Annotated in this window: 13 protein-coding genes; all 13 read right to left on the bottom strand. The window is 43.0% G+C overall.

What is annotated here, in order from left to right; genetic code table 11:
• Positions 1–15 precede the first annotated feature (15 nt).
• The 13 genes from NST99_RS07705 to phnX all read right to left on the bottom strand — a co-directional run bounded on the left by NST99_RS07705 (position 16) and on the right by phnX (position 13282).
• Complete coding sequence (locus NST99_RS07705; RefSeq protein WP_341090848.1) at positions 16–900, bottom strand: carbohydrate ABC transporter permease; 885 nt, start codon at positions 898–900, stop codon at positions 16–18.
• 36 nt (positions 901–936) lie between these two features.
• Positions 937–1833 carry an ABC transporter permease gene (locus NST99_RS07700; protein WP_341090847.1) on the bottom strand — a complete coding sequence of 299 codons (897 nt, stop codon included), beginning with the start codon at positions 1831–1833 and terminating at the stop codon, positions 937–939.
• A 697-nt stretch (positions 1834–2530) separates the two neighbouring features.
• Positions 2531–3535 (bottom strand): LacI family DNA-binding transcriptional regulator, encoded by a 1005-nt coding sequence (locus tag NST99_RS07695; RefSeq protein WP_341090846.1) that lies wholly within the window; start codon positions 3533–3535, stop codon positions 2531–2533.
• Positions 3536–3655: 120 nt separating this feature from the next.
• Positions 3656–3976, bottom strand: a complete 321-nt coding sequence (locus tag NST99_RS07690) for a hypothetical protein (RefSeq protein WP_341090845.1) — start codon at positions 3974–3976, stop codon at positions 3656–3658.
• A 155-nt stretch (positions 3977–4131) separates the two neighbouring features.
• Positions 4132–4833: an RNA polymerase sporulation sigma factor SigK gene (gene sigK / locus NST99_RS07685; RefSeq protein ID WP_038587424.1), complete on the bottom strand. Its 702-nt coding sequence runs from the start codon at positions 4831–4833 to the stop codon at positions 4132–4134.
• A 275-nt stretch (positions 4834–5108) separates the two neighbouring features.
• Positions 5109–5486: a hypothetical protein gene (locus NST99_RS07680; protein ID WP_341090843.1), complete on the bottom strand. Its 378-nt coding sequence runs from the start codon at positions 5484–5486 to the stop codon at positions 5109–5111.
• A gap of 303 nt (positions 5487–5789) precedes the next feature.
• Positions 5790–6569, bottom strand: coding sequence for a DeoR/GlpR family DNA-binding transcription regulator (locus NST99_RS07675; RefSeq protein WP_038587416.1), 780 nt, complete (start codon positions 6567–6569; stop codon positions 5790–5792).
• Positions 6570–6618: 49 nt separating this feature from the next.
• Entirely contained in the window at positions 6619–7713 is a 1095-nt protein-coding gene (locus NST99_RS07670) for an ABC transporter ATP-binding protein (RefSeq protein WP_341090842.1), read from the bottom strand.
• A complete protein-coding gene (locus NST99_RS07665) occupies positions 7710–8357 on the bottom strand; it encodes a carbohydrate ABC transporter permease (protein ID WP_156130827.1) in 648 nt (215 codons plus the stop codon). The genes NST99_RS07670 and NST99_RS07665 overlap by 4 nt, the downstream gene beginning before the upstream one ends.
• 217 nt (positions 8358–8574) lie before the next feature.
• Complete coding sequence (locus tag NST99_RS07660) at positions 8575–9480, bottom strand: carbohydrate ABC transporter permease (protein WP_341090841.1); 906 nt, start codon at positions 9478–9480, stop codon at positions 8575–8577.
• Positions 9481–9581: 101 nt separating this feature from the next.
• On the bottom strand, positions 9582–10994 hold the full coding sequence (locus NST99_RS07655; RefSeq protein WP_341090839.1) for a hypothetical protein: 1413 nt from the start codon (positions 10992–10994) through the stop codon (positions 9582–9584).
• Between the two features lie 127 nt (positions 10995–11121).
• Positions 11122–12480, bottom strand: coding sequence for an aspartate aminotransferase family protein (locus NST99_RS07650; RefSeq protein WP_341090837.1), 1359 nt, complete (start codon positions 12478–12480; stop codon positions 11122–11124).
• Entirely contained in the window at positions 12470–13282 is an 813-nt protein-coding gene (gene phnX, locus NST99_RS07645) for a phosphonoacetaldehyde hydrolase (protein ID WP_341090835.1), read from the bottom strand. The genes NST99_RS07650 and phnX overlap by 11 nt, the downstream gene beginning before the upstream one ends.
• Between the last annotated feature and the right edge of the window lie 7 nt (positions 13283–13289).

Genomic DNA, 13289 nt, shown 5'->3' with positions numbered 1-13289 from the left:
CTGACAAGCTAGGTCTCATCCTTTCACCGAACCCACCATTACTCCTTTGACAAAATATCTTTGCAAGAATGGGTATAAGGCTAGCAGCGGAACTGCGGAAACGATAATAACTCCGAACTTGATCAATTCCGTCACACGCTGTTTGGCCAGCATGTTATCAATATCCATAAGCATATTCCCGGATGGTTGGCTTTGGATTAGAATGTTGCGAAGAACCAGTTGCAACGGAAACTTATCACCATCACTCAAGTAGATTAGAGCATCGAAGAATCCGTTCCATTGGCGTACGACAGCGAAGAGGACAAGAACTGCAATAATCGGTTTAGATAAGGGAAGGACAATGCTCCATAAATATCTAAGATTCCTCGCTCCATCAATGGCGGCTGCCTCTCTCAGCTCTTCAGGCAATTCCTCGAAGAAGGTTTTTGCAATGATAATCAGGAATGCATCCATTGCACCAGGGAGAATGACTGCCCACATCGAGTTCATCAAATGCAGATCCTTTACAACCAGATAAGTAGGAATAATGCCGCCATTAAAGAACATTGTAATGATGAAAAAGGTCATAATTGCGTTTCTGCCGTAAAAATCTTTCCTCGAAAGCGGATAAGCCGCCATAATGACGAGAGCTGTGCTGACAAATCCATTCAGCACCGCGTAAAGAATGGAATTCTTATAGCCGTTCCATATTGAACTGTCGCTGAAAATTCTTTTATATCCGTCAAAGGTTATATTTTGCGGTAATAACCATACATCACCGGAATAAATCTTGTTCGGGTCACTGATGGAAGCGATCACTATAAAATATAAGGGATACAGAATCATTAAAGTGAAGCAGCCTAAAAACAAATAATTGATTATATCAAATGCCAGATCCGATTTCGTTTTTCTCTTTAACATGGTTTCTCTCCTCCTCTTAGCAAGCGTTCTTCACGCCTAAAACAAGCCCTTGCCGCTTATTTTTTTAGTTGTTTTATTCACAATGACCAGTAGTATTAGGTTTATCACGGAGTTAAACAGTCCGATTGCAGCCGAAAAGCTGTATTCCGCTCGCTGAATCCCCACCTTGTATACATAAGTCGGAATAATTTCGGAGGTAGCGACATTCAAATCAGTCTGCATAAGAAATGCCTTTTCAAACCCGACGTTCATTAGATTTCCTACAGCCATGATGAACAAAACAATAATGGTAGGAGCAATACCCGGTAAATCAATATGACGAATTCGATGCCACTTGGAAGCACCATCCATAACAGCCGCTTCATGCAAATGGGGGTCGATCCCTGCTAGGGCAGCCAAATATATAACTGACGCAAATCCGGTTTCCTGCCAAACGGATGAGAATATGTACAGAGGCCTGAACCATTTCTCCTCACCCATAAACATAATCGGTTCGCCGCCGAAGGCGGTTACAATATGATTAACCAACCCGCTGGTAGGGGACAGGAAGATGAACAGCATTCCGACCAATACGACAGTTGAAATGAAATACGGGGCGTAAATCGCAGTTTGAATGAACTTTTTCATCTTCTGCTGTCTCAATTGATTCAGCATAATGGCTACAATAATGGGGAAGGGAAAAACTATAGCCAAATTGAGCAAGCTTAGCAAAATAGTATTTCCTACGATTTGCTTAAAATTGTACGATTCAAAAAAGCGTTGAAAATGTTCTAACCCTACCCACTCACTGCCCCAAACCCCTTTGGAAGCTACAAAGTCTTTAAAAGCGATTTGTACCCCATACATAGGCCAATACTTAAAAACTGTAAAATAGGCTATTGGGATTAAAATCAATAAATACAATTCATAATTCTTTTTCATTTTCCCAAGCATGTATTTTCCTCCATCTCCAAGGTAAACGATTACGTAATAGAAAAGAGCTTTTTCTATAATTTTGTAAGCTCCCCCGCTCCAAATGGTAAAGTTGACATGTGCTCCGATTATTTAAAATAAACGAACTTGTTTTTAGTATAGCCACACTTGCCAAAACCCTGATTACAAAGACGAGTAATCGTTTACGTAATCGTTTTTATACAATTGATTTTATTTGTTTTTGATAGCGTTGTCAATAAATTTTCTTCCCCTTGAAGTTCTTCTTCCGATTGCTCAATATTTGGTTCATTCAATGAAAAACGGTCAGGGAATAGCTCCCTGTTCGGTTTATTTATAAAACCTTTGGCCGCAGCTTCAACTTTAGGTGATAGATCCCATAAGGCATCATTAACAAAGCAGCAAGCACACTAACCATTATCCGTATCCCTTTAATATTTTCCACCAATACTTGGCAATGAACTTTTAATCGTTTCCCTTCAAGCATTAAAAATTGAATTTACCATAATAAATGTACTATGCGGTATACATCCCCCCCTCTCAGATTGAATTACAGCAAAGAAAATAATGCAATGGTAACGCTTACATTACCTTTATAAAAAAACTCTTTACACTGAGGAGAAAACACCTGTTAAGAAATCTCCTGATAGCGAAAGAGTTAATTGTTTGCGTAATCGTTTACTTTATTTTCAAAAAAAAGTCAGAGCGATTGTCTGACCAGGAAATTGGCTTTTAAGCGATGTTCCTCTTTTCCAGAAGTGCCGTCCTCAATTCTCTGTAATATCACTTCGGCAGTTTTTACACCAAGCTGGAACGATGGCTGTTGGATAACGGTTAACGGGGGATGAGTGACCCGGGTCCACTGAAAATCATCAAAGCCAACAACGGCTAACTGGTCCGGTATACGAATCGAATGGTCTTGCAGATACGTCATCGCGCCCATTGCCATCACATTATCCGTTACAAAAATAGCTGTTGGATTCATCTCCAGCAGATCCCCCATGTTTCTGTATCCGTTCTCAAAGCTCACATCTCCAAAGCGAATCAATGAATCATCCAATTTAAGACCTGCGCTCACCAACGTTTCAGAATACCCCTCATACCGTTCAATCGTTGTCGTAACCGAAAGGGGGCCGGATAGAAAAGCAATTTTTTGGTGGCCTTTGTCCAGAATCTTTTGCATTGCTTCCTTAGTCGCACTTTTGTTGTCAATGAGTACGGAATCTCGTTCACACTGATTAGGGACTCTATCAATATAGACCACTGGATAATCTCCGAACAAACGCTCGTAATCGCAATCCCTGCTGGCCGGAGCCACGATCAGTCCGTCAATCATTTGTGAATCAAACATCCCGATTTCTTTATTTTCCACTTCCACATTGTCACTGGAGTCATTCAAGATCAGGTGATAGCCCCTTTGTTTCAATACGCTTTGAACTCCGGCTGCTACCGACATAAAGTAAAAGTTGGAAGTTTCTGAAGCAAGGATCGGTGCAAGAAACGCAATAATATACGACTTGCGGCTGCGCAATGAGCGGGCTACCGAATTGATTCGAAAGTTCAACTCATTCATTGCAAGATTCACTTTCTGTTTCGTCTCATTGGATACAAACCGCGTTCCGTTAATGACATGGGAAACAGTAGCTGTAGATACATTAGCCCTTAAAGCCACATCTTTGATACTGACATTCTTTTTTTCAGTCATCTACATTACACCTGTCTCGTTTCGCATTAAGCATATCCGATACCTCAATTGTTATTCCCACTGTGTTCATTGAAGTAAACGATTACTTACTATATAATATATTTTCACTAGAAGCTTTTGTCAAATATTATTGTCATTCGGGTGATTTGATGACTGTGCTAGGTCATTGCTAACCCAATGGCCCCAATGAAGCGTATGCAAATACGGGCCATGCGGATCATGCCTATTAAAGTAGATTGGCGCGTGCGGTTCGTTCATCCAATGTTGCGGAGGACTGATATGGTATTGCGGACGGTGCTTGTCGTTTACAAGCAAGCGGTGGTCCAGTTTGATATCATCGTACGGAATCGCCGGAATCAGCCCCCCGTAAGGAGTCACATATTCCCGGTATGAATGTCTCACTTCCTCTGCGAAAGACTCTATTGTATATTTATAATTCATCAACCATGCCCCTGAACATATTAAGCACATACGGTGTATCGCACACAAGTATGGACGAATATGAGCAGCGACTAAAACAAAAAAGCAACTCATCCGCAGACAAGTCGCTTCCTATACACTCTATTGTTATCAGTACTACCTTGTAGCTTGTGATCTCACCGCTTCGCCTTATAAAACTCATGATAAAGCTTCATCAGCGCTCTCTTCTCAATCCGCGACACATAACTCCGCGAGATCCCCAGATCCTTCGCAATCTCCCGCTGCGTCCGCTCTTCACCGCCGGTATCCAGCCCGAAGCGGCCGACGACGACTTCCTTCTCACGTTCATCCAATATATCAAGGTTGCGATAGATCTTGCTCTTCTCGATTTTAAGGTCGACTTCCTTAATAACATCATCTGCCTCGGAACCGAGGATATCAATCAGGGTAATTTCATTACCTTCTTTGTCAGTCCCAATCGGATCGTGAAGGGATACATCCTTCCGGGTCTTTTTAAGTGAACGGAGATGCATCAGGATTTCGTTTTCAATACAGCGGGCTGCAAAGGTCGCGAGCTTCGTGCCCTTGTTCGGACGGTAACTTTCAATGGCCTTGATCAGTCCGATCGTGCCGATGGAGATGAGATCCTCCATATCTTCCCCTGTATTGTCGAATTTTTTTACTATGTGGGCAACTAAACGCAAATTGTGTTCGATTAGCAAGTTACGAGCCTTAGCGTCGCCCTCAGCCATCATCCCTAAGTATTTGCTTTCATCCTGCTCCGAGAGCGGCTGGGGAAAAGCGTTGTTTCTTACGTACGATACCAGCAGCGTCAGTTCTTTGATCAGTAGTGCTATCGTGCTTATGATTCCTGGCAACTTGGCGACACCTCCCGCACATGTACAATGAAACCGATCAGCAATGAGAACTACGGGTTCATGGTCCTTTTATTGTATGTGGGTAGATGCCTAGAAGTGCCTGTACGGGAGAAATAGGTACGGGCTATTATAACAGGGTTTTAGGTATACTCTTTGGTGTGATAAGATAAGAATATAAAAGAGCCGTGCGTCAACACGACTCCCGTGTACAATCCGCGTCGCAAATGAAATCATTAGCATCAACGTTAGTATACCTCCACTTGCCAAGTTTGCAATCAGTTTTTGAGCATTTTTTTGCCGACAGTAAATTCGATGAATCCCAACATTAATCCTATAATCATAATGTACCAGTAATCACTGATTGAAGGTGATAATGTCACCAGAGTGAAAATAATTGTATATAAGCCGTATAAAAGAATAGACCCACTTGACAATCTGTAAAACCTATTTCTTTTTGTAATAAAAAATAAAGCAATAGAAAGTATTAAACACACTGATAGCACAATAAATGGGAAGTAGTAGAAAGAGGTTGTTAAAGAAGTGTTGAAACCGATTGAATGGGTTGCACTTGTTAAATTATAAAAATTTTTAAATCCATCTGTTACTATTAAGATTACTATGATGATCTGAACCGCTTTCCAATCCTGTTTCATAATAAACTCCTTTCGTTGAAACTCACACCATAACCCTTTGTAAATTAAAAACTTATGATTTTCAATTTAATCTATATAATTTGAACTAAAGAACTGCCTAGAGGCTAAAGCAGCGGAGGGGAATTTTGGAACTGTAGGAGCGATAGCGACCGCCTTTGTCTCCGGATTTCAACCGCAAAATAGCGGTACAAATCAAGAAATCGGGAGAAGGGCAGCGGCCGGAAGTCCAAACATTCACTGCAGTTGCGTTCTATGCCGGATCGGTAAATCTAAAGTTCAACTTATATAGCAAAGTTATAACCCCTAAGGATGGATCCATCTGACGTCGCTATCCTTGAGCTTCGGAATCCAACCGTTTGGAGGCGCTTGGTCGGAAACGATCACATGCACCTCATGAAAATCAACAATTTTGGCTAATGTTCGTTTAGCGATTTTCGACTCATCTGCAACTACAATCACTGTCTCTGAACAACGAATTAATTCCCTGGTCAGTACCGCCTGCTCGTAGTCATAGCTTGTTATCCCATACTCCAAGGAAACACCATCCACAGAAATAAAGGATTTATTGACATAGAAATCCTCCATAATTTTCTCAGCAATCGGACCGGATACCCGCAAGTGTTTTACGTTGACTTCTCCGCCTATCAAAATAATCTTACCGTCGAAGGCCCCGCGTTTTTTGTTTTCAATCAGTAACATCATCGCTGGTATAGAGTTGGTCAATATCGTTACATTATGCTTGCCCTCTAAGAAATGAATAATTTGCAGAGCCGTACTTCCTTCATCTATTATAATCACATCGTTGTGATCAATTAATTCCGCAGCGAGAAGCCCGATCTTGCTCTTAGCTTCAGCGTTTAATAATTCTCTTTCATAAAGCGGAGGCTCCATTCCTACCTTGAACTTAACTGCACCGCCATATATTTTTTTTAATTTATTTTCTTTTTCCAGCTCATCGAGATCTCTTCGAATCGTTTCCGTTGAAACTTCAAAGAGCAAAGAAAGCTCTCTGGCAATCACTTTGCCCTTCTCATTAAGCAGATTCATAATACTGATCTTTCTATCCTCCCCAGCAAGCGACAACTTGCTCCCTCCCTTTTTTTAGCATTGTATAACTACACTCTTTTTCCATTTAGGTGATAACCTTGCCGGTTTCTTCATCGAAAATATGAATAGCCTCAGAGTCTAGTGTAAGATAAATACGTTCATTATACGACACATTCAGATCCGAAGGGCTTAATATACGAATAAAATTCGTCGTGTTTTCATTATCGCCCAACATGACCTTGATCAATTTCTCCCGCCCAAGCTGTTCGACCAGCACGACCTTCGCCGGAATACTATTCTCCAGCTGTACTTTGGAAATCTGAAGATGATGAGGCCTTGCCCCTAAGGCTACCTTTGTTCCTTTAAATTCAGCATTCAATTTTTTAGTCGATAAAAGCTTATAGTCAAAGCCGTCTCCACGCAAAACACGTTCAGTTCCGTTGCGGAGCAGATCACATTTCAGGATGTTCATTGGCGGATTCCCCATAAAGTGTGCGACAAACAAATTAACAGGCTTCATAAATAACTCATCCGGTGTACCATACTGCTGAATTTTACCATTTTGCAGGATCGCGATTTTATCAGCCACCGCCATCGCTTCTTCCTGATCATGGGTCACAATAATCGTTGTAATCCCCAGTTTTAGCTGCAGGCGCCGGATTTCGTCGCGGACATCAACCTTTAAGCGGGCATCCAGATTTGACATAGGTTCATCCAGCAGCAGGAACAAGGGGTCTTTAGCAAGTGCCCGGGCCATCGCTACCCGCTGTTGCTGTCCGCCTGAGAGCTGGCTTGGCATCCGGTCTGTCAATTGATCAATCTGCAGCATTGCAGCAATCTCTTGGGCTTTTTGATAACGTTCTTTTTTCTTCACTTTCCGTTGCTTTAATGGAAATGCAATATTATCAAGGACAGTCATATGCGGATAGAGCGCGTAACTTTGAAATACCATCCCGATATCCCTGTCCTTAGGCTCCACATGATTTACAATCTTCCCGTCAAAATACACCTTTCCGCTCGTAGGCTGCAGAAGTCCGGCCAGAATCATTAACGTGGTTGACTTGCCGCAGCCGGATGGCCCTAGAAGCGCGACAAACTCCCCCCGCTTAATATCCAAGCTGACATTCTCCAGCGCTGTTGAATCGCCAAATTTCTTCGATATACCCTCTAGTTTTATCATACGCCTTTGGAACCTCCTATGGTCACCTTCATCATCGTCCGTTGGGTGAATAGATAAAATATGCCGATTGGAATGGTATAGAAGAGTCCAATAGCTGTAATTAGCCCAATATTTGTAACCTTATCATCATCTGTAAAAATCAGTTTGGCCAGGTAACCGGCAAGCGTCAATTTGGTGTTATCGAAAATAAACAGCTTGATTAGCAGCCATTCCCCGTAAGCCCCCATAAAAGCATAAATGGCGATCGCTGAAATACCCGACAGCATATTCGGCAGAATAATCTGATAAAGACATTTGAACCGGCTGCACCCGTCGATCATGCCGGAGAATTCCAAGTCCCAGGAGACTTCATCAAAAAATCCCTTCAGAATATACACATGCCAAGGAATCATTCCTGCTGCCGACAGCACAACAACTGCAAATACGGTGTTGAGCAGCCCTAAGTACATCATTATAAAGAAGCTTGTAATCAATAATGTAATTCCGGGAAAGGACCCCATAATAAACAGGAATTTCAAAGCAAATCCTTTGCCAACAAAATTCAACCTGGAAAAGGCATACGCTGCTGGAACCGCGACCAGAAGGTCAATCACCGTGATGAGCAGCCCAAATACAACCGTATTCATCACAATCGGCCAAATCATCGGAAAACTAATTCCTTCAAGAACAAAAGATCTCCTTAAAAACTGCCAATTCTCCCAAGACAATCTCCCTGAATTATAGTTGTATACCGACGATACAAATAACCAAATGATCATAAAAATGATAGGCAGCATTAACAGGACCATGAAGAAATGAATCATATTCCGTTTGCTGAATTTCCATAAGCTCACAGGGTTTCACCACTCTTATCTAGTATGGTCAGTCTTCTATCCGGGGAGGACGAATCAGTTTATTGAAATCAAATATCCTAAATAACAACAGTGTTAGCAGAAGTGAAATAATGACCACTATAACCGATATAGCAGCACCATATCCATACTCCAACCGATTAAAGGCCTGCTGGTAGCCATAGAGAGCTAACGTTGTGGTATCAAACACGGGGCCGCCTCCCGTAGCAAGCAGAATAAAATTGTAGCTTGCAAACAATCCGATCGTCGAAGTCACCGTAACGTACATAATCGGCCATTTTAATGCAGGAAGTATGATGTCCTTTATAATAGAACGGTCTTTGGCTCCATCCACCCTTGCTGCTTTATATACATCTTCGGGAATGGAATTGATCGAAGCCGAGAACAGAATCATGCCACCTGAGGCACCTGAGATGACTCCGGCAGCAATAATAATTAGTAGTCCTGCTTCATTGAACCAGGATACCGGTTGTTCCAGGCCAAAGTACATAATGACTTTATTCGCAAATCCTCCTGGTGTCGGGTTGAATATATACTTCCAGAATACAACATAGACTAAGCCAGGCATGGTGCTCGGAATCAGCCATATGACACGATAAAGGGCACCTATTCTTTTATTTTTCACCAGATACTGCGTGCAAATTGCCAAGAGCAAGCTGAAGGCTACGGTAAGGATTAAGGAGAAAAACACGTAAATCAGGGTTATCTTAATGATCGGCAATAAATTAATGTCTGCAAGGATCTGCCGGAAATTCCCCAGCCCGATGAAATCCGCCTTCATCTTACGGTCTAGATTTGTTGTAGACATCCATATAGTCGCAAATGCAGGAATGATAAAGAATAATAAAGTTAAGATCGCAAACGGCGCCAAAAACAGATAGGGGTAAGATTTTTTCTTCAATCTGGCTAAATTCATTGGCCCCTTCCTCTCTCATATGTACGGCTTGCAAAGGGAGGACTACAATCCTGCACTATGCAAGCCGTTGTTTCATCTATTATCGAAAATGTTGCTGCCGGCTATCTGAAAATGACTTGGTCCTGATCCACATTTTGCTTATAGTTTTCTTCGAATAACTTATAGGCTTCTTCTGCCGACGCACCATTAACCATGATTGCTTCAAGACCTTTAATTTGCTGCTTCAAATAATCAGGGTAAGCAAGATGCGGCGGACGTACCTTGGTATAATCCAGCATGTACGCTACATCATGTAGAAATCTGGAATCCTTAAACCGCGGATCTTCTTGTCCCGATTTTGTTACCGGCAGTTTGCCTGAGGCTATGGTGTGGTCCATTTGTAAATTTGGAGCCATTGCCAATTCAATGATTCGTTGAACATAAGGCATTTTATTCTCATCTACCTTGGAGCTGACGTAATACAGACGCGGATTGGCCAGTGAACCCGGTTCCCCGCCCTTACTTCCAGCCGGAATTAGAGTAAAGGTACTGTTTGCATAAAACCAATCCTCGAATTCCTTATCCGTTTTCCCATAAGCTTCCTTCATACTATTGTATGAACCGGTCCCTCCAATGAAAAACATGACATCCCCGTTGACATAATATCCGAAGCCCACATCTTCCAATGCGGCAAAGTCTTTCGTAATGGCGCCACTCTTAATTCCTTTCTCCCAAAAACTATAAGTATCTGTAATGCCCTTTTTATCGAAAATCACTTTACTTTGTTCCTGATCGTATGGCTCAAAGCCCATCATTTGGTTGTTGATATCCTGAACACTGATGTTGTCCAGCCCATCACTTACCAAGCCGTACTTCGTCACCTTTTTCTCAACAGCTTCAGCAGCGATGTTCAGCATATCCGCCATCGTCCAATCACCTTTAAGCACCCGATCCGGAAGTCCTTCAATATCCGCATCCGACCAACCCAGCTTTTTTAAAGCAGTTTTATTTATATACAGAGGGGAAGCATCCATATCCTGAATTGCACCATATACATGCCCTTGGTATTCCATGATATCCCATAGATTTTGTGGAAGAGTTTTGAATACCTCTGACTCCTTCAGCCAATCCATAGGTTGAATAAGTCCTGCATCCAGTTCCCAGCCAATATCCAGGCTTGAATTCATTGAAATATCGCGGTATTGGCCGGCTTGGGCTTGCAGAACAAGTTCATCATCACCAACAGCCGGCAAAATGTCGGCAACTACTTCTACATTTTTGCCTTGTGCCGTCAACTCTTCATTTAAGGCTTTAAAAGCAGCTGTATAGTTTGACATCCGGGCACCGTAATCGTCCTCACCTACACTGATTTTAATAATTTCTTTCGTCTTGGCATCCTTCGGTGCATTAGCTTTATTCTGAACATCTGCTGCAGAAGCTGTTTCTTTCCCCGTATTATTCTTCGCACTACATGCTCCCAATACCACAGTCAATCCTAGTAATACTACAAATAGCATGGATAATTTGGTCCGCATCTCCATTTCCCCTCATCCCATTTTTTATAATCCAGTACAATATTAGTATAAGAATAGAGTGTAATAAGAGGATTAATTCCACGTTAAATATATGTTTTTATGTTGTTTTATTATGTTTTTATGTTGTTTATCGTGGAAACACTTGCGAGATAGCCGTTTCAATACACTGGAGGGCATGCTGCAGCTGCCCTTGAGTTGTAATTAAGGGCGGCACCAAGGTTAACACATTGCCATTAGAAACCTTAAAGCTCAGTCCCATCTCCATACAGCGGTACATAACCTTTTCTGCCCCTTCTACCGCCTCTTTCTTCGTTTGGCGATCGGTAACCAGCTCAATCGCAGCGAGCATTCCAATCACCCGGACATCCCCAATGACTTCATGTCTATTCATCATTGCCATCAGCTCCCGCTCCAGATAAACTCCCATTCGCTCCGCATGCTCGAGCAATCCATGCTGCTCAATATATTCGATTGTTGCCAAAGCAGCGGCACAACCTACTGAGCTTTTCTCATGGGTATAATGCCCGAGGGATATATCATGAGCCACATCCAAGCCTTCACGTGCAATGATGCCCGCCATTGGAAATAATCCGCCCCCAAGCCCTTTGCCAATAACCACAATATCCGGAACAATATCGTAATGCTCATGAACGAACATTTTGCCGGTTCTCCCGAGGGCTGTTGGAATTTCATCCAGCACAAGCAGAACACCGGATTCATCGCATATTTGACGTAATCTTTGGAAATACGCCTTCGGCGGAACCTGTACATCTGTGCTGCGTACCGGCTCCATAATGACTGCCCCGACATCTGCCTCCCGCTTCAACATGTATTCCAGATAATCAAGGGTTTTCGAGCCGTCAGGATCGGAATTCCCATAGAAGCTGCGATAGGAATTATAAGGCATCATATGCTCTGTTCCCGGCAGCAAGGGTCCCATATGGTTTCGGAATACACCTTCTCCTCCAACAGAAATCGCATCTAGGCTTGCCCCGTGGAAAGAGTCCCAAGTAGAAATGGTCTTGAAGTTTCCCGTCGCTTTACGAACAAGCTTCATCGCGATTCCGATGGCACTTGTACCCCCAGGTGTGAATAACACCTTATTCAGATCACCAGGTGCCAGCTCCACGAGCTTGCGTGCTAATTGAACTGCAACCGGACTCGTATAACGCCGCGGCAGAAAAGACAGCTCGTCCAATTGCTTCTTGACCGCATCAATAACATAACTATTCTTATGCCCAACCTGATGCACGCTGTTACCGTGAAAATCCATATATTTCCGGCCGTCCAGATCTTCTAAATAGATGCCTTCAGCATTTGTAATTACGTTCAAACAAGGCGTTGACATCGATTGATGCAGAAAGTAGCGGCTGTCTTCTTCTAGAACATCTCTAGTGTGGCGGCTTAAATTCGTTTCTTGCCATTGCTCGCGTTCTGCCGATAGATTAATGTCTCCTTCACTTCTCTGATAAGCCTTAATATCCATGAGGGCTGTCCCCTCCCAGCAAACGGCTGTTAATCGTTTCAATGAGGCCAGGCAGCTGAGACATATCCTCAATAACCTCATGCGCTCCATACTCGATAAACTGCTGCTTGGCCGCTTCAACTAGAAGCTTCAAAGCAGCCGGCTCCAGCTCATTCACTTCTTCCTGCGTCAAACCTAATATGGAGCTGCCTTTAACGATGCCAACTGCCCATACTCCGGCATTTCTTGCCTCTTGCATGTCCGACTTCGTATCCCCTACTTTTACGATTTGAGAAGGCATGCCCATATCCAGATGAATCATATTCGCGTAGATCATATAAGGATACGGGCGCCCTCTGCCATGGACAGAATCAGGAGTCAGCCAGTAATCTGGTGCGTAACCATTCATCTCTGCCCTGCTTGCGACAATTTGCATCATGGTGTCGTTATATCCTGTCGTCCCGCCAATTCGTAACCCTGACTTTCTAAGCTGCTTCACGGTATCGACAACATACTCAATAGGTTCAGCAAATCGATGTAAGATTTCAAGTAGCTTCGGTTCAAAAGCATCGTGCAGCTGATCCACATCGCTGTCAGTGAATGGACGCCCCATCTTTTCTTCAAATTGGCTGCGAATCCGCGGCATTTCCAGCATCATCTTGATATGATCCCATTTTAAGCACCCCATTGGAGCTCTGACTTCTTCCATCGCCGGTTCGATCCCAATCATCCGGAAGATATCGAAGAACACATGCACGGGAGCCATACATCCATAATCGACCGTCGTTCCGGCCCAGTCCAATATTAGTCCTTGTACTTTCATAAACGAA

The sequence above is a fragment of the Paenibacillus sp. FSL L8-0470 genome (assembly GCF_038008625.1).
GTDB lineage: Bacteria > Bacillota > Bacilli > Paenibacillales > Paenibacillaceae > Paenibacillus_AQ.
Note: the sequence above shows the minus strand (reverse complement) of the source record. Positions and strands in the feature narration are given on the sequence as shown.

Bases quoted from the DNA above. Each gene is read 5' to 3' on its own strand.
- phnX (WP_341090835.1), bottom strand. From the start codon at position 13,282: ATGAAAGTACAAGGACTAATATTGGACTGGGCCGGAACGACGGTCGAT.
- NST99_RS07650 (WP_341090837.1), bottom strand. From the start codon at position 12,480: ATGGATATTAAGGCTTATCAGAGAAGTGAAGGAGACATTAATCTATCG.
- NST99_RS07700 (WP_341090847.1), bottom strand. From the start codon at position 1,833: ATGCTTGGGAAAATGAAAAAGAATTATGAATTGTATTTATTGATTTTA.
- NST99_RS07705 (WP_341090848.1), bottom strand. From the start codon at position 900: ATGTTAAAGAGAAAAACGAAATCGGATCTGGCATTTGATATAATCAAT.
- NST99_RS07680 (WP_341090843.1), bottom strand. From the start codon at position 5,486: ATGAAACAGGATTGGAAAGCGGTTCAGATCATCATAGTAATCTTAATA.
- NST99_RS07695 (WP_341090846.1), bottom strand. From the start codon at position 3,535: ATGACTGAAAAAAAGAATGTCAGTATCAAAGATGTGGCTTTAAGGGCT.
- NST99_RS07655 (WP_341090839.1), bottom strand. From the start codon at position 10,994: ATGCGGACCAAATTATCCATGCTATTTGTAGTATTACTAGGATTGACT.
- NST99_RS07665 (WP_156130827.1), bottom strand. From the start codon at position 8,357: ATGATTTGGCCGATTGTGATGAATACGGTTGTATTTGGGCTGCTCATC.
- NST99_RS07660 (WP_341090841.1), bottom strand. From the start codon at position 9,480: ATGAATTTAGCCAGATTGAAGAAAAAATCTTACCCCTATCTGTTTTTG.
- NST99_RS07690 (WP_341090845.1), bottom strand. From the start codon at position 3,976: ATGAATTATAAATATACAATAGAGTCTTTCGCAGAGGAAGTGAGACAT.
- NST99_RS07670 (WP_341090842.1), bottom strand. From the start codon at position 7,713: ATGATAAAACTAGAGGGTATATCGAAGAAATTTGGCGATTCAACAGCG.